Source organism: Pseudomonas sp. BN102 (assembly GCF_029871245.1).
Lineage (GTDB): Bacteria > Pseudomonadota > Gammaproteobacteria > Pseudomonadales > Pseudomonadaceae > Metapseudomonas.
Genome location: NZ_SSON01000039.1, coordinates 12,455 through 27,241 on the forward strand (window position 1 = coordinate 12,455; position 14,787 = coordinate 27,241).

At 66.0% G+C, this 14,787-nt stretch carries 18 protein-coding genes; 13 read left to right on the forward strand and 5 right to left on the reverse strand.

Features of this window, described 5'->3' with window-relative positions; all coding sequences use genetic code 11:
- Positions 1 to 70: 70 nt before the first annotated feature.
- The 3 genes from E8F12_RS06995 to ppa all read left to right on the forward strand — a co-directional run bounded on the left by E8F12_RS06995 (position 71) and on the right by ppa (position 2,165).
- A complete protein-coding gene (locus tag E8F12_RS06995) occupies positions 71 to 730 on the forward strand; it encodes a DedA family protein (protein ID WP_280324551.1) in 660 nt (219 codons plus the stop codon).
- Between the two features lie 10 nt (positions 731 to 740).
- Positions 741 to 1,559 (forward strand): zinc-dependent peptidase, encoded by an 819-nt coding sequence (locus tag E8F12_RS07000; RefSeq protein ID WP_280324552.1) that lies wholly within the window; start codon positions 741 to 743, stop codon positions 1,557 to 1,559.
- Positions 1,560 to 1,637: 78 nt separating this feature from the next.
- On the forward strand, positions 1,638 to 2,165 hold the full coding sequence (gene ppa / locus E8F12_RS07005; protein WP_280288339.1) for an inorganic diphosphatase: 528 nt from the start codon (positions 1,638 to 1,640) through the stop codon (positions 2,163 to 2,165).
- Between the two features lie 467 nt (positions 2,166 to 2,632).
- Here ppa and E8F12_RS07010 read toward each other — a convergent pair whose 3' ends face one another.
- The 5 genes from E8F12_RS07010 to E8F12_RS07030 all read right to left on the reverse strand — a co-directional run bounded on the left by E8F12_RS07010 (position 2,633) and on the right by E8F12_RS07030 (position 5,520).
- Positions 2,633 to 2,845, reverse strand: a complete 213-nt coding sequence (locus tag E8F12_RS07010; protein WP_280324553.1) for a GDCCVxC domain-containing (seleno)protein — start codon at positions 2,843 to 2,845, stop codon at positions 2,633 to 2,635.
- A gap of 7 nt (positions 2,846 to 2,852) precedes the next feature.
- Positions 2,853 to 3,038, reverse strand: coding sequence for a cation transporter (locus tag E8F12_RS07015; RefSeq protein ID WP_348532409.1), 186 nt, complete (start codon positions 3,036 to 3,038; stop codon positions 2,853 to 2,855).
- Positions 3,039 to 3,220: 182 nt separating this feature from the next.
- Positions 3,221 to 3,964, reverse strand: a complete 744-nt coding sequence (locus tag E8F12_RS07020; protein ID WP_280324554.1) for a cytochrome c biogenesis protein CcdA — start codon at positions 3,962 to 3,964, stop codon at positions 3,221 to 3,223.
- Positions 3,965 to 3,970: 6 nt separating this feature from the next.
- Positions 3,971 to 4,585, reverse strand: a complete 615-nt coding sequence (locus tag E8F12_RS07025; RefSeq protein ID WP_280324555.1) for a TlpA disulfide reductase family protein — start codon at positions 4,583 to 4,585, stop codon at positions 3,971 to 3,973.
- 143 nt (positions 4,586 to 4,728) lie between these two features.
- On the reverse strand, positions 4,729 to 5,520 hold the full coding sequence (locus tag E8F12_RS07030; RefSeq protein ID WP_280288332.1) for a helix-turn-helix transcriptional regulator: 792 nt from the start codon (positions 5,518 to 5,520) through the stop codon (positions 4,729 to 4,731).
- Positions 5,521 to 5,603: 83 nt separating this feature from the next.
- Between E8F12_RS07030 and E8F12_RS07035 the strand changes: the two genes are divergently transcribed.
- From E8F12_RS07035 to E8F12_RS07080, 10 genes are all read left to right on the forward strand, one after another.
- Positions 5,604 to 6,599, forward strand: coding sequence for a bile acid:sodium symporter family protein (locus E8F12_RS07035; RefSeq protein ID WP_280324556.1), 996 nt, complete (start codon positions 5,604 to 5,606; stop codon positions 6,597 to 6,599).
- A 429-nt stretch (positions 6,600 to 7,028) separates the two neighbouring features.
- Positions 7,029 to 7,967: a class I SAM-dependent methyltransferase gene (locus E8F12_RS07040; protein WP_280324557.1), complete on the forward strand. Its 939-nt coding sequence runs from the start codon at positions 7,029 to 7,031 to the stop codon at positions 7,965 to 7,967.
- A gap of 212 nt (positions 7,968 to 8,179) precedes the next feature.
- A complete protein-coding gene (locus E8F12_RS07045) occupies positions 8,180 to 8,614 on the forward strand; it encodes a 3-isopropylmalate dehydratase (RefSeq protein WP_280324558.1) in 435 nt (144 codons plus the stop codon).
- Positions 8,615 to 8,923: 309 nt separating this feature from the next.
- The gene (locus E8F12_RS07050; RefSeq protein WP_280324559.1) at positions 8,924 to 9,682 is read left to right on the forward strand and encodes a sulfite exporter TauE/SafE family protein; all 759 of its coding nucleotides are present in this window, start codon (positions 8,924 to 8,926) and stop codon (positions 9,680 to 9,682) included.
- Between the two features lie 274 nt (positions 9,683 to 9,956).
- A complete protein-coding gene (locus E8F12_RS07055; protein WP_280324560.1) occupies positions 9,957 to 10,199 on the forward strand; it encodes an exodeoxyribonuclease VII small subunit in 243 nt (80 codons plus the stop codon).
- Positions 10,196 to 11,083: a (2E,6E)-farnesyl diphosphate synthase gene (gene ispA, locus E8F12_RS07060; RefSeq protein ID WP_280324561.1), complete on the forward strand. Its 888-nt coding sequence runs from the start codon at positions 10,196 to 10,198 to the stop codon at positions 11,081 to 11,083. The genes E8F12_RS07055 and ispA overlap by 4 nt, the downstream gene beginning before the upstream one ends.
- Positions 11,084 to 11,198: 115 nt before the next feature.
- Entirely contained in the window at positions 11,199 to 12,143 is a 945-nt protein-coding gene (locus tag E8F12_RS07065; RefSeq protein ID WP_280324562.1) for a 4-hydroxyproline epimerase, read from the forward strand.
- Positions 12,140 to 13,258, forward strand: a complete 1,119-nt coding sequence (locus E8F12_RS07070) for an FAD-binding oxidoreductase (protein ID WP_280324563.1) — start codon at positions 12,140 to 12,142, stop codon at positions 13,256 to 13,258. The genes E8F12_RS07065 and E8F12_RS07070 overlap by 4 nt, the downstream gene beginning before the upstream one ends.
- A complete protein-coding gene (locus E8F12_RS07075) occupies positions 13,255 to 13,491 on the forward strand; it encodes a (2Fe-2S)-binding protein (protein WP_280324564.1) in 237 nt (78 codons plus the stop codon). The genes E8F12_RS07070 and E8F12_RS07075 overlap by 4 nt, the downstream gene beginning before the upstream one ends.
- Complete coding sequence (locus tag E8F12_RS07080) at positions 13,488 to 14,726, forward strand: FAD/NAD(P)-binding oxidoreductase (RefSeq protein WP_280324565.1); 1,239 nt, start codon at positions 13,488 to 13,490, stop codon at positions 14,724 to 14,726. Before E8F12_RS07075 ends, E8F12_RS07080 begins: the two co-directional genes overlap by 4 nt.
- The last annotated feature ends 61 nt before the right edge of the window (positions 14,727 to 14,787 follow it).

Here is a 14,787-nt window from a genome sequence, read left to right on the forward strand (position 1 = left end):
GCCCTGGGACTTGCCCCTATAATGCGTCCATCACGGCCTCCGCCCGCCTCCGCACTTCACAAGGCGTCTCATGGATTTCAACCCGATCGACCTCATTCTCCACCTGGACCAATACCTCAACCTGCTGGTCTCCAACTACGGAACCTGGATCTACGCCATCCTTTTCCTGGTCATCTTCTGCGAGACCGGCCTGGTGGTGACGCCCTTCCTCCCTGGCGACTCCCTGCTGTTCATCGCCGGTGCGGTCTCCGCCGGCGGCGCCATGGACCCCTGGCTGCTCGGCGGCCTGCTGATGGTCGCGGCCATCAGCGGCGACAGCCTCAACTACGTGATCGGGCGGACGGCGGGCGAACGCCTGTTCAGCAATCCCCAGTCGAAGATCTTCCGCCGCGACTACCTGCAGCGCACCCACGAGTTCTACGACCGCCACGGCGGCAAGACCGTGACATTGGCCCGCTTCCTGCCCATCGTGCGGACCTTCGCCCCCTTCGTAGCGGGCGTGGGGCGGATGCCCTACCCGCGCTTCCTCGCCTTCAGCGTGCTGGGCACCATCCTCTGGGTGGGCGGCCTGGTGACCCTGGGCTACTTCTTCGGCAACGTGCCCTTCATCAAGCAGAACCTGTCATTGATGGTGATCGCCATCATCGGCCTGTCCCTGCTGCCGATGATGATCAGTGTGGTGCGCCGCCACTTTCGGCAAGCCGGCAAAGGCGCCGAACAATCGAGCTGACCGTCGGCCCATGTGGTCCTATCGCAGCTGGCGCCGCCGGCGCATCCTCGCCCGCAACCCGGTCGACCCGCAGCAGTGGGAGGCCGTGCGCCGGCGCCTGCCGATACTCGACGGCCTGGACGAGGCCGAGGACCAGCGCCTGCGCGAGCGCAGCGTGCTCTTCCTGAACGATAAGCACCTCACCGCCCTGCGCGGCGTCCAGCTCTCCGGCGAAGACCGCCTGCTGCTCGCCGCCCAGGCGCAGCTCCCTCTGCTGCACCTGCCGGACCTCAACTGGTACCAGGGCTTCCACGAGCTGATCCTCTACCCGGACGACTTCGTCAGCCCTCAGCGCCACCGCGACGCCAGCGGCGTGGAGCACGAATTCGACGACGAGCGCAGCGGCGAGTCCTGGCAGTTCGGCCCGGTCATCCTCGCCTGGCCCGGCGTGCAGTCCAGCGGCGGCTGGGACGGCTACAACCTGGTGATCCACGAGCTGGCGCACAAGCTCGACATGCTCAGCGGCAGCCCCAACGGCCTGCCGCCCTTGCACCGCGACATGCGCCAGTCCGACTGGGCCCTGGCCATGCAGACTGCCTTCGATGAGCTGAATGCCCAGCTCGACCGCGACCCCGACGCCGAAACGCCCATCGACCCCTACGCCGCCGAAGACCCGGCGGAGTTCTTCGCCGTCACCAGCGAATACTTCTTCACCGCCCCGGACCTGCTGGACCAGGCCTTCCCCGCCGTCTACCGCCAGCTCCAGGCCTTCTATCGCCAGGATCCGCTGAGCCGGCTGAAGCGCCTGCAGGAAATCCATCCGGCCTATCGGGACGCGACTAATGGATGAACAGAACGGCGTGGCATCGGTGCGGGAATGTGCCTATAATCGCGCCCACTTTTTTGGCCCAACCCTTGGGAGTCGACCATGAGCTACAGCAAGATCCCGGCTGGCAAAGACCTGCCGAACGACATCTACGTCGCGATCGAGATTCCGGCCAACCATGCGCCGATCAAGTACGAAATCGACAAGGACAGCGACTGCCTGTTCGTCGACCGCTTCATGGCCACCCCGATGTTCTACCCGGCCAACTACGGTTACATCCCCAACACCCTGGCTGACGACGGCGATCCCCTGGACGTGCTGGTCGTCACCCCCTACCCGGTCGCTCCGGGTGCCGTGATCCGCGCCCGTCCGGTCGGCGTTCTGCACATGACCGACGAAGCCGGCGGCGACGCCAAGCTGGTGGCCGTGCCCCACGACAAGCTGTCCGTCCTCTACAAGGATGTGAAGGAATACACCGACCTGCCGGCCCTGCTCCTGGAGCAGATCAAGCACTTCTTCGAGAACTACAAGGACCTCGAAAAAGGCAAGTGGGTAAAAGTAGAAGGCTGGGGCAACGCTGACGAAGCCCGCGCTGAAATCACTAAGGCGGTTGCGGCTTACCAAAAATAAGCCCTGACCTCTCAAGGAAAGCCGGCCACAAGCCGGCTTTTTTATTGCCAAACTTCTTGAAGATACTGGCTTCCCCGCTGCCAGCAACCTCCAGCGCATACACCAGCCCATACATTCCCGGTTGATTGGAGAAGCAAGCTGACAGCGCGCGCTTCAGATCGTCTCGTTCGTCACGTCCTTGGCGACGGGATTTGGTAACGAGATAGGAGTTGGGGCGCGCTGAGGGAAGTGCGTGAGAGGCGCCCCCCTAAGTCGTGGAGTATTTCCGCTGATTACAAATGTCGCTTCATCGACCAAAGTTGCAATTGCGGCGCACTGTGCATGGTATGCGCCTGCTTTGTGAAAGGCCCGTTCGTGAAGGTAAGTCTGATAGGGGCGCTTAGCGAATTTCCCGGCGAGGCTTCGGTGCTGCTGGTTTTGACCATCGCTGCCCGGTGGGCCGCTCGGAAGCTCTTCTTGTCACAAGGCTAATTGCAGCGCCCACGCTGCTGTTGGACTGGCGGGCACTTCACCGATCCGAACGAGCAGAACACGCAGCAATCACCTGGATTAGGACGCAATAGCGCCTTGCAATTGGTGCACTCATAGTAGTACTGGCAGGTTTCCGTGGGCATGATTTCCTGCTTAGAGAAACCGCATTGCGGGCAGGTCAGCACTGACTCAAGAATGATGGAATTCATTGCCGCCTCATTTCTTTACGGTGGAAGGGTAACCGGCGGCTGTGGTCGCCTTGGTCAGGGTATCCGGTTGTGCCATGTCAGGGTCATAAGTGACGGTGGCCGTTTTCGTTTCGAAGTCGACTTCGACAACACTCACGCCAGACACCTGTTCCAGCGACTTTTTGACCGTGATCGGACATAACCCTCAGGTCATGTTTCGCACATCGAGCGTGGCGGATTTCGGTTCAGCAGCCAGTGCCACAAGGGGCAGCACGGCGAGCACGGCAGTCAGCAGTTTGCGCATGAGACTTCCTTTCAATAGAACCATGGGGCGAGCCACGGCACGGCCAGCAGGCCGAGCAACAGGACGACATTGAAGGGGACATCCGTGGATGACTAACCGATCCTGCCCAGAACCGGAAACACCTCCAGCAGCCACCAGGCAAAGTCGGTCAGTTGCCCGCTTACCATGGCCACCCCCATGAGAATCAGGATCACGCCCGCCCCGATATGGATGGTCCGGCTCCAGCGACGAAGACGCTTCATGTGCGCTAGAAACAGGTTTGTGAACCAGGCTGTCAGCAGAAACGGCAAGCCCAAACCGAGCGAGTAGATGGACAGCAGCACAACACCATTGGCGCCGGTACTGCCGGTGGAGGCGCTCAGCGTGAGGATACTGCCCAAGATCGGACCGATACAGGGTGTCCAGCCGAAAGCGAACGCCACACCCAATACATACGCAGCCAGCGGTCCTCCACTGGACTTGAGCTGGTGGACGAAACGCACGTCCATATTCAGCCAGCGTGGGTGGATCAGACCGGTGATGAACAGGCCAAAGGCAATCACGATCACGCCGCCCACCAGATTGGCTTCCTGCCGGTAAGCCAGCAGCAACCGGCTAATGGCGGTGGCGCTGGCTCCCAGCGCGATGAAGACCGTGGCGAAGCCGAGCACGAAAGTCAGGCTCATGCCAAGCACGGCCAGCCGCTCGCGCCGGCCCTCCAGCTGCTGCAGCTCGTCGACTGAGCGACCGGCGACATAGGACAGGTAACCAGGTACCAGCGGCAATACACAGGGGGACAGGAAGGAGATCATGCCCGCCGCGAACGCGCTGAGGATACCGATGCCACCCAGGCTCATGGCCGCCTATTGCCTCCCGCTCAACGCAATCACTCCCCGCAGGTACGCGACGGCCTCCGGGCTGTCCCAGGTGGCTTCGCCGAGCTTGCGCCCCAGTTCCCGGCCCTCGCGGTCCAGCAGCAGGGTAGCCGGTAGGCCGAACGCGCCGAGTTGTGAAATCGCCGATGCATTCTCATCGATAAAAATGCCCAGGTGCCGGATGCCGACCTCGCGATAGAAGTCGCGCACGACCCGCACCCCATCCAGGTCGATGGACAGCGCCAGGACCTGAAAATCGGAACCGCCAAGCTGCGCCTGCAGGCGATCCAGGGTCGGCATTTCCTGGCGGCAGGGGGCGCACCAGGTAGCCCAGAGGTTGAGCAGCACGACCTTGCCCTTGAAGTCGGCCAAGGTATGCGGTTTGCCCGCGCCGTCGACGAACTGGACCTCTGCCACTGGCCTCGGTTCGGGCCAGATCGTCAAGCCGGCGCGGGGTTCGCTCTCGGCGGCCTGGCTGATGGCCGGCGGCGCTACGGAGAGGAACCCCGCGAGCATCAATCCCCAAGTCCAGACCAAGGCAGTGCCCTTCGACCCGCCAATGGGCGTTGTCCGCCGGGATGGACTGATGCCGTTTGGTTCCATGGAGTTAACCTCCGTCAAACCCAGGTCCCAAGGCAGATCGGGCCCCTCGGGGCCTTGTAGTAATCGTAGTCCACGGTATTCAAGGACCACCGCAGCATCGGCAGGCACCAGTATGGGACAGCAGACGCCTGGAGCGCCTCAGGCTACGGCTGAAAGAAGTCCCCCGGCGTCACGCCGAAGTGCTGCCGGAACGCGGCGATGAAGGCCGAAGTGGAGTCGTAGCCACAACCGAGGGCGACGTCCGTCACGCGTTGACCCCGCTCCAGAGCGTCCAGCGATCCGAGCAGACGCAGGCGTTGGCGCCAGGCGCGGAAGGTCAGGCCGGTTTCGCGCAGGAACAGCCGCCTCAGGGTTTTCTCCGAGGCGCCGAGGTCCTCGCTCCACTGCAGGAGGGTACGGGAATCATCGGGGGCTTCCTGCAGGCCCCGGCACAACCGGAGGAGTCGCGGGTCACTGGGAAGGGGCAAAGACAGGCTGACCTCACGGGCCACCAGCAACTGATCGAGCAGCACCTGGGCCAGGCGACCGTCCGGGCCCTTCTCGTCATATTCCACCGGCAGCTCGCAGAAGCGCCGGATCAGCTCCCGCGTGAGGGTGTCGATCTCGATGACCCGGCAACCGCTCAGCCCGCTGCCCGTGGCAACGTCATCCAGGTAAAGACTGCGCATCTCGGTATGGGGGGAACTGAACACCTCGTGTTCCGTCCCCGCCGGTATCCAGACCGCGCGCTGCGGGGGCGCCACGAAACTGCCTTCTGCGGTGTGCACATGCAGCACGCCGCGAATGGCGTAGGAAAGCTGCACCCAGGCATGGGTGTGGCGCGGCGTTCCCACAGCATTCACCAGCGATTCATTGCGGGCAAACAGCGGACGGGGCAGTTGTTGCAGTTGGGGTACCTGACGCTCGCGCCACCGGCCCTGTCCGTTTGCAGGCATTTCTTGCCCCTATCGCGTTAGTCGGCATGTTTGGCCAAGGCTAGAGTAGCCCGTGCCTCAATGACAACAACTGGATTCACGCCATGGCCCGCTCGCGCTTGCTGCCAGACAACTTCACGCTGACGCTGATCACCGTTGTCGCTACCGCCACCCTGCTGCCCGCGCAGGGCCAGGTGGCCGTCGCCTTCAGCTGGATCACCAACATTGCCATCGGCCTGCTCTTCTTTCTGCATGGCGCCAAACTGTCCCGCGACGCCGTGATCGCCGGCGCCGGCCATTGGCGCCTGCACCTGCTGGTATTCATCTGCACCTTCGGCCTGTTCCCGCTGCTCGGGCTCGCCCTGAAACCGGTGCTGATGCCGATGGTAGGGCCTGATCTCTATGCCGGCTTCCTCTACGTCTGCGCCCTGCCCGCCACCGTGCAATCGGCCATCGCCTTCACCTCACTGGCCCGGGGCAATATCCCGGCGGCGATCTGCAGTGCCGCGGCGTCCAGCCTGCTGGGCATCTTCATCACGCCGGTGCTGGTCGCCCTGCTGATGGGCGTTCACGGCGACGGCGGTTCGACGGTCGAGGCCATCCGCAAGATCAGCGTCCAACTGCTGCTGCCCTTCATCGCCGGCCAGATCGCCCGCCGCTGGATCGGTGACTGGGTGAACCGTAACAAGGGTTGGCTGAAGAACGTCGACCAGGGAAGTATCCTGCTGGTGGTCTACACCGCGTTCAGCGCCGCCGTGATCGGCGGACTCTGGCAGCAGGTCCCAACCCTGAAACTGCTGGGCGTCGTGGCCGGCTGCTGTCTGCTGCTGGCCCTGGCGCTGCTGGCCGCCCATCTGCTGGGCAAATGGCTGGGCTTCGACCTGGAAGACCGCATCACCATCCTTTTCTGCGGCTCGAAGAAAAGCCTGGCCACCGGCGTCCCCATGGCGCAGGTGCTGTTTGCCGGCAGCAGCATCGGCCTGCTCATTCTTCCGCTGATGCTGTTTCATCAGATCCAGCTCATGGTCTGCGCCGTCCTGGCACAGCGCTATGCAGAAAGACCGGAGTTAACACCCCTCATTTCCCCGAGTGAAGCATGAGCCAGGCCTCGAGTATGGTCTGAGCCAGCCCTGATTCCTTGCCCCGGCCGAGTCAAGAATCGCATCTCGACACGCGGCCGGGTTCATTGCACATCCTGGCCGTTGCACTCGCCCAACCTGGCGACCAGCTCCAGTACCTCGCGGCGCTCCTCGGCAGAATGCACTGCAGGCCAGAAACCCTGACCCCTCTGCCGAGTCCGGCTCCCTAACCTTTGAACCCCACGTTCCTGAAGGGAATGGCCCGGCCATTCAAAGGGTGAACAAGATGCGCTCCGTCCTGCTCTGGCTCATTGGCGTACCCGTCCCGATCATCATCCTCATCGCGCTCTTCTGGTAAGGCGAAAATGCGAAAGGCCCAGGCATCCGGTCCGGGCTTTTCGCAGCGGCGAACGGCGGTAGAATGCGCGCCCCGCAGACATGACCGCCGCCATGAACCTTGACGCCATCGCCACCCTCGAACAGCAACTGACTGCCGCCCTGCACGACCTGCCGAACGAGACCCGCCGCCTGTTCCACGGCCGTGGGCAGCGCTGGCCGGGGCTTGAGCAGGTCACCGCCGACTGGTTGCAGGGCGTGTTGCTGGTGTCCTTGTTCCGCGAACCGGGTGAAGCCGAGCTGGCCGCGCTGAAGGCCATGCTCGCGGCCCTGGCGGATTCGCCGGCCTGGCGCAGCAGCAAGGCACAAACCCTGCTGCTGCAGCACCGCTTTCTGCTGGAAAGCACCGTCGAGCTGGTTTGGGGCGAGCCGGTGGACGAGTGGCTGATCAGCGAGGGCGGACTGCGCTTCAAGCTGGACCTGGGCAAGAAGCAGAACAACGGCCTGTTCCTCGATATGCGCTACGGCCGCGACTGGGTCCGCGAGAATGCGCAGGGTAAGCGGGTACTCAATCTCTTCGCCTACACCTGCGGCTTCTCGGTGGCCGCCGTCGAAGGTGGCGCAGAGCATGTGGTGAACCTGGATATGGCCAGCTCGGCCCTCAGCCGCGGCCGCGACAACCACCGGCTCAACGGCCATGACCTCGGCCGGGTGAGCTTTCTCGGCCACGAGCTGTTCAAGTCCTGGGGCAAGGTGAAGAAGCTCGGCCCCTATGACCTGGTGATCATCGACCCGCCCTCCTTCCAGAAAGGCAGCTTCGCCCTGACCCGCGACTACCAGAAGATCCTCCGCCGCCTGCCCGAACTGCTCACCGGACGGGGCGTGGTGCTGGCCTGCGTGAACGATCCGGGCATTGGGCCGGACTTCCTGATTCAGGGGATGGCGGAGGAAGCTCCGGAGCTGAAGTTCGAGCAACGCCTGGAGAACCCGCCGGAGTTCGCCGATATCGACCCGGATGCAGGCCTGAAGGCCATGGTATTCACGCGGAGCTAGCCCGTCTGGTGCAGCACGCTTCACCGGTCCACCAGGCGGGAGCTGGCCGGGCCGGAATGAAGGATAGAAACAGCGCTATCCACCCGACTGCTTCGCAAACTAATTCACTCCCGCAGAGACAGCCATTCCCCGCCCATCCCCATGGCAATCCCCACCCCATCCACTAGAGTTGCAGCAGCACCTTTCGCTCATCCCGCCCAAGGAGGGCCTCCATGCGTCTGATCTGTGCCGCTGTTTCCCTGCTCCTGCTCGCCGGCTGCTCGTCCTACCGCTCGGACCCGGGGCAAGTCACCCAGGTGCCCGCCGACCGCCTGCTGGCGTTCCAGGACCCGGTGGACGGAGGCGGCCGGATAGTGGTGAATCGCGACATGGGCGGCCTCGGTAGCGGCTGCTACATCGCCGTGCATGTGGACCGCCAGCTGGCCGCACGCATCGGGATAGGTGAGGAGGCCAGCTTTCAGGTGCCGTCGGGCGATCGCATCATCGGTATCGGCATCGACGAAACGGACGACACCCTCTGCTCCAAAGGCCGCTTGCGGCGCGAGAAGGCTGCCCATGTGGAGCCTGGCCAGAGCGAACATTTCCGCATCGTCAGCGACAACCGCGAAGGCTTCGCCCTGCTCGCCGACAGTCCGGATGGGAAATAAAAGAAGCCGGAAACGAGTACGGCTGAACTCATTTCCGGCCTGACGCTAACGTTGAAACCTTGCTGGATCGACCCTTGCCGCCTTCCGCTGATACTGCCCGGGAAGGCATGTGGAGTGGGCTTCCGTGCGGTTTACTGCCCCCGCCCCATACGAGTTGATGAAAGCATACTGTCACTGGCGAAAAGGCGTGCTCCCGCCCATCAGCGATTCGGCTCACTGGTCGGCGTGCAGCCGGGCGGCCTACCGTTCGGCGAGCCTTTGCCACCGCTTGCCCCCAGCGTTAACCTTCGGGCTTTTGCGCGCCCGACCATGAGCCTCCACGACGTCCTCCTCCTGCTGCTCGCCGGCTTCGCCGCCGGCGGCATGAACGCCCTCGCCGGCGGCGGCACCTTCTTCTCCTTCCCTGCCCTGCTCGCCAGCGGCCTGCCGCCGGTGACCGCCAACGCCACCAATGCCGTGGCCCTGTGGCCGGCCAGCCTGGCCGCCAGTTGGGCGGCGCGCGACCAGTTGCGCCCTCTGGGGCGCTACGTGATCCCACTGGTGCTGGTGTCCCTGCTGGGCGGTCTGGGCGGCGGGCTGTTGCTGCTCGCCGGCGGCGACGAGACCTTCCGCCGGTTGATCCCCTGGCTGCTGCTGGTCGCTACCCTGCTGTTCGCCGCCAGCCCTTGGCTGAGCAAGCTGATCAACCGCCAGCACGAGGCAGGCGCGCTGCCGCCCCACGGCCCCGGCAGCCACCTGGCTCATAGCCTGGTGGCCATCTACGGCGGCTACTTCGGCGCCGGCATGGGCATCCTGCAGCTGGCGGCCTTCTCCATCGAAGGGCACACGCTGCTGCGCGCCAATGCGCTGAAGAACCTGCTGTCGAGCACCATCTACAGTGTTGCGGTGGTGACCTTCGTCGCCGCCGGCCGGGTCAGCTGGGGCGAGCTCGTCGTCCTGCTCGGCGCAGCCAGTTGCGGCGGCTATGCCGGCGGCGCCCTGGCCCGGCGCCTGCCCAGCCGTTGGTTGCGCGGGTTGGTGATCGCGGTGGGTGCGGGGATGACGATCTACTACTTCGTCACCACATGAGCCCGGCCCCGATCCGCAGGATGGGTCGGGCGGCGTTTCGCGAGCGGAGCGATACCCATCAACGCCGATCGATGGGTATCGCAGGCTCCACCCATCCTACGGACTGGTTCGTTGGGCTTCGTGGAACTCAGCCCAACCTACGAGGGTGTTTGCGGGCGATTTTGCTCTTGTAGGGGAAAGCCCCCGCGGACCGCGACCATCCGCCCCCTTCATTTGCCCACAGAGTGCGGCTCTGCTAGTGTCGCGCCCGATTCGACCTCCGCGAGACAGCAGTATGGCCCGCAAGAAAGCCACCCCCGATTTCGAACAGTCCCTCGCCGAACTGCAGACCCTGGTGGAACGCCTGGAAAGCGGTGAACTGTCGCTGGAGGATTCCCTCAGCGCGTTCGAGCAGGGCATCCGCCTGACCCGCGAATGCCAGGCCTCGCTGAGCCAGGCCGAGCAGAAGGTGCAGATCCTGCTGGAGCGCGACGGCCAGCTGGAGGAAGCGCCCTTCGACGCGGACGAGCAAGCATGATCGCCAGCTACCAGGCCAGCTGCCAGCAGCGGGTGGATGCCGCCCTCAGCGAGCTGTTCAATGCCCCGCTCGCGCCACTGGAGCCTCTTTACCAGGCCATGCGCTACAGCGTGGTTAACGGTGGCAAGCGGGTGCGCCCACTGCTGGTCTATGCCGCCTGCGAGGCCCTCGGTGGCGACCTGGCCCGAGCCGACGGCGCGGCCTGCGCGGTGGAGCTGATCCACGCCTACTCCCTGGTCCATGACGACCTGCCGGCCATGGACGATGACGACCTGCGTCGCGGCCAGCCCACCACCCACATCGCCTTCGATGAAGCCAGCGCCATACTCGCCGGCGACGGCCTGCAGGCGCTGGCCTTCGAAGTGCTCGCCGACGCCCAGCGCAACCCGCACGATGCCGAGACCCGCCTGGCGATGATCGCCAGCCTCAGCCAAGCCGCCGGCCCCGCTGGCATGGTCGGCGGCCAGGCCATCGACCTCGGTTCGGTGGGCATAAAGCTCGACCAGGCCGCCCTGGAAACCATGCACCGGCACAAGACCGGCGCCCTGATCGAAGCCAGTGTTCGCCTCGGCGCCCTGGCCAGCGGCCGCGCCGACGCCGCCGCCCTGGCCGCGCTGCGGATCTACGCCCGTGCCATCGGCCTGGCCTTCCAGGTGCAGGACGACATCCTCGACGTGGAAAGCGATACCGCCACCCTGGGCAAGACCCAGGGCAAGGACGAGGCCCACGACAAGCCCACCTACCCCGCCCTGCTCGGCCTCGACAATGCCAAGGCCTACGCCCTGGAACTGCGCGACCAGGCGCTGCGGGCCGTCGCCAACCTGGGCGAAAGCGCCGAGCCGCTGCGCGCCCTGGCCCGCTACATCGTCGAACGACGCAGCTGACCCATTCTCCGGGCCTGTGCCGATTTCGTCACAGGCCCGGCAGAAATCCCTCAAGCCGCCAGCGCCCCGGCGGCGCCACCCTTGCAGCAGATATCCACAGCAAGGGCAGGCTTCCATGAAGACAATCCGCGTCATCGACTCGCACACCGGCGGCGAGCCGACCCGCCTGGTAATCGAGGGTTTCCCGAGCCTTGGCCAGGGAAGCATGGCCGAGCGCCGGCGACTGCTCGCCGAGCGGTTCGACGACTGGCGCGCCGCCACCGTGCTCGAGCCCCGTGGCAGCGACGTGCTGGTGGGCGCCTTGCTCTGCGAACCGGTGGACCCGCAGGCCTGTGCCGGAGTCATCTTTTTCAACAACAGCGGCTACCTCGGCATGTGCGGCCACGGCACCATCGGGCTGGTGGCCTCGCTGGCGTACCTGGGCAGCATCCAGCCGGGCGTGCACTGCATCGAAACCCCGGTGGGCACGGTGGAAGCCACCCTGCACGAAGACCGTTCGGTGAGCGTGCGCAACGTGCCGGCCTACCGCTACCGCCAGAACGTGCGCCTGGACGTGCCGGAACTCGGCAGCGTCACCGGCGATATCGCCTGGGGCGGCAACTGGTTCTTCCTCATCGCCGACCACGGCCAGCGCGTCGCCAGCGATAACCTCGACGCCCTCACTGCCTACACCAGTGCGGTGATGAAGGCCCTGGAGGACCAGGGCATACGCGGCGAGGACGGCGGCGAGATCGACCATATCGAACTGTTCGCCGATGACGACCAGGCCGACAGCCGTAACTTCGTGCTCTGCCCCGGCAAGGCCTACGACCGCTCGCCCTGCGGCACCGGCACCAGCGCCAAGCTGGCTTGCCTCGCCGCCGACGGCAAACTGCGCGCCGGTGAGCCCTGGCGCCAGGCCAGCGTCATCGGCAGCTGCTTCGAAGGCCGATTCGACTGGCAGGACGACGCTCGTGAAGGTCGCATCATCCCTACCATTCGCGGCCGCGCCCATGTCAGTGCGGAGGCCACCCTGCTGCTGGAAGACGACGATCCCTTCGCCTGGGGCATCCGCCTGTGACGGCCGATGTCATCGTCATTGGCGCCGGCATAGTCGGGAGCGCTTGCGCCCACGAGCTGGCCCGGCGCGGCCTCGATGTGCGGGTGCTGGACAGCGACCAGGGCGGCGCCACGGCCGCCGGCATGGGCCATCTGGTGACGATCGACGACAACCCTGCCGAACTGGCGCTCTGCAACTACTCCCAGGAACTCTGGCGGCAGTGGGCGACGCAGCTCGATGAGGCCAGCGCCTACCGCAATTGCGGCACCCTCTGGCTGGCCGCCAATGAAGCGGAAATGGCCGAGGCGCAGCGCAAGGCCGCCAGGCTGCGTGACCAGGGCGTCGCTTGCGAACTGCTCGGCCCGGGGCAGCTCCAGGCAGCCGAGCCGGCACTGCACGCCGGCCTGGCCGGCGCCCTGAAAGTGAATGGCGACGGCATCCTCTATGCCCCCAACGCCGCGCACTGGCTACTACGCCAGGGCGGCTCCGGCATCACCCGCGAACGCGCGCGCGTGGTGGCGGTGGAGGGCAACCGCGTGCGCCTGGAAGACGGCCGGCAGCTCCAGGCCGATGCCGTGGTGCTGGCCAATGGCATCCAGGCCACCGAGCTTTGCCCTGGACTGCCGATCGAGCCGAAGAAGGGCCATCTGCTGATCACCGACCGCTACCCCGACCAGATCCGTCACCAACTGGTGGAACTCGGCTACATCAGCAGCGCCCACGCCAGCACTGGCACCTCGGTGGCGTTCAACGCCCAGCCGCGCCCCACGGGGCAGATACTGCTGGGCTCGTCGCGGCAGTTCGACAGTCTCGATCGCCGCGTCGAAGGCCTCGTGCTTGGCCGCATGCTCGCCAGGGCGCGGGAGTACCTGCCGGGGATCGGAACACTCAACGCCATCCGCTGCTGGACCGGCTTTCGCGCCGCGACGCCGGATGGCCTGCCCATCATCGGCCAGCACCCCGACCAGCCTGGCCTCTGGCTCGCCGTCGGGCATGAGGGCCTGGGCGTGACCACCGCACCGGGAACTGCCCGGCTGCTGGCCGCCGAACTGTTCGGCGAGAGCCTGCCGTTGCCTGGCAGCGCCTATCGCCCAGGACGCTTCGCCACTCCCCATGCCGTTGGAGCGCAAGGATGATCGAACTCAGCCTGGACGGGTGCAGCCTCTGGGTTGCGCCAGGAACCACAGTGGCCGCCGCCCTGGCGCAGGGTGGCGACGGCAGCAGTCGCACCTCGGTCAGCGGCCAGCGTCGCGCGCCCCTATGCGGCATGGGCATCTGCCAGGAATGCCGGGTGACCATCGACGGGCAGCGCCGCCTGGCCTGCCAGACGCTGTGCCGCGAGGGCATGCAGGTGGAGACGCAAGGATGAAGGTAGACCTGCTGATCATCGGCGCCGGCCCCGCCGGCATGGCCGCGGCCCTGGCTGCCGCCCCCAGCGGCGCACGCATCGCCGTGCTCGACGACAACCCGTCCCCCGGCGGGCAGATCTGGCGCGACGGGCCGCAAGTGAAGCTGCCCGACAAGGCCAGGCAACTGCGCCAGGCCCTCGCGGAAGCAGGCAATATCCAGGTGTTCAGCGGCACCCGCGTGGTCGCCGTTGCCGGCCGCAAACGGCTCCTGCTGGAGAATGCCGAGCGCGGCTGGCAGCTGGGGTATGACGCCCTGATCCTCTGCACCGGCGCCCGCGAACTGCTGCTGCCCTTCCCCGGCTGGACGCTTCCCGGCGTTACCGGGGCCGGCGGCTTGCAGGCGCTGATCAAGGGCGGCCTGTCGGTGGCGGGCGAACGCGTCGTAGTGGCCGGAAGCGGGCCCTTGCTGCTGGCCAGCGCGGCCACGGCCCGCGCCGCCGGCGCCACGCTGCTGCGCATCGCCGAACAGGCGCCGTGGACCGCCCTGGCCGGCTTTGCCGCGCGCCTGCCGCGCTGGCCCGGCAAGGTCGCGCAGGCGATCGGCCTGTTCGATACCCGCTACCGCCCATCCAGCCACGTGCTCGCCGCACTGGGCCGGGATCGCCTGGAAGCGGTGCGCCTTCGGCAGGGCGATCAGGTGCTGGAAGTCCCCTGCGACCGTCTCGCCTGTGGCTTCGGCCTGATCCCCAACATCCAGCTCGGTCAGGCCCTGGGTTGCCGCATCGAGCAACAAGCCATCGCCGTCGACGACTGGCAGGCCTGCAGCCTCGACGACCACTTCGCCGCCGGCGAATGCACCGGCTTCGGCGGCAGCGAGTTGGCCCTGGTCGAAGGTGCGATCGCCGGCCATGCGGCAGTCGGCCGGCGCGACCTGGCCCGCAAGCTCTGGCCCAGGCGGCGCCGCTGGCAGGCCTTCGCCAACACCCTGGCGCGCAGCTTCAGGCTCGACGCGAAACTCAAGGATCTGGCGCAGCCGGATACGCTGGTCTGCCGTTGCGAGGACGTGCCCTGGTCGGCCCTGGCGAATCGCCACGGCTGGACCGACGCCAAACTGCACAGCCGCTGCGGTATGGGCGCCTGCCAGGGCCGCGTGTGCGGCGCCGCCAGCCAGTTCCTGTTCGGCTGGGAACCGCCCGCACCACGACCGCCGCTGTCACCGGCGCGGATCGAAACGCTGCTGCAACTAGAGGAATGAACACCCCGTAGGAGCGAGCATGCTCGCGAAAGATTCGCGCCGCTCCAATCGCGAGCAAGCT

What these genes read in the sequence shown, in the direction of transcription:
- E8F12_RS07020 (WP_280324554.1), bottom strand. Translation starts at nt 3,964, where the DNA reads ATGAGCCTGGGTGGCATCGGTATCCTCAGCGCGTTCGCGGCGGGCATG.
- E8F12_RS07065 (WP_280324562.1), top strand. Translation starts at nt 11,199, where the DNA reads ATGAAGACAATCCGCGTCATCGACTCGCACACCGGCGGCGAGCCGACC.
- E8F12_RS07030 (WP_280288332.1), bottom strand. Translation starts at nt 5,520, where the DNA reads ATGCCTGCAAACGGACAGGGCCGGTGGCGCGAGCGTCAGGTACCCCAA.
- E8F12_RS07080 (WP_280324565.1), top strand. Translation starts at nt 13,488, where the DNA reads ATGAAGGTAGACCTGCTGATCATCGGCGCCGGCCCCGCCGGCATGGCC.
- E8F12_RS07050 (WP_280324559.1), top strand. Translation starts at nt 8,924, where the DNA reads ATGAGCCTCCACGACGTCCTCCTCCTGCTGCTCGCCGGCTTCGCCGCC.
- E8F12_RS07010 (WP_280324553.1), bottom strand. Translation starts at nt 2,845, where the DNA reads ATGAATTCCATCATTCTTGAGTCAGTGCTGACCTGCCCGCAATGCGGT.
- ispA (WP_280324561.1), top strand. Translation starts at nt 10,196, where the DNA reads ATGATCGCCAGCTACCAGGCCAGCTGCCAGCAGCGGGTGGATGCCGCC.
- E8F12_RS07045 (WP_280324558.1), top strand. Translation starts at nt 8,180, where the DNA reads ATGCGTCTGATCTGTGCCGCTGTTTCCCTGCTCCTGCTCGCCGGCTGC.
- E8F12_RS07000 (WP_280324552.1), top strand. Translation starts at nt 741, where the DNA reads ATGTGGTCCTATCGCAGCTGGCGCCGCCGGCGCATCCTCGCCCGCAAC.
- ppa (WP_280288339.1), top strand. Translation starts at nt 1,638, where the DNA reads ATGAGCTACAGCAAGATCCCGGCTGGCAAAGACCTGCCGAACGACATC.
- E8F12_RS07035 (WP_280324556.1), top strand. Translation starts at nt 5,604, where the DNA reads ATGGCCCGCTCGCGCTTGCTGCCAGACAACTTCACGCTGACGCTGATC.
- E8F12_RS07040 (WP_280324557.1), top strand. Translation starts at nt 7,029, where the DNA reads ATGAACCTTGACGCCATCGCCACCCTCGAACAGCAACTGACTGCCGCC.
- E8F12_RS07055 (WP_280324560.1), top strand. Translation starts at nt 9,957, where the DNA reads ATGGCCCGCAAGAAAGCCACCCCCGATTTCGAACAGTCCCTCGCCGAA.
- E8F12_RS07025 (WP_280324555.1), bottom strand. Translation starts at nt 4,585, where the DNA reads ATGGAACCAAACGGCATCAGTCCATCCCGGCGGACAACGCCCATTGGC.
- E8F12_RS06995 (WP_280324551.1), top strand. Translation starts at nt 71, where the DNA reads ATGGATTTCAACCCGATCGACCTCATTCTCCACCTGGACCAATACCTC.
- E8F12_RS07075 (WP_280324564.1), top strand. Translation starts at nt 13,255, where the DNA reads ATGATCGAACTCAGCCTGGACGGGTGCAGCCTCTGGGTTGCGCCAGGA.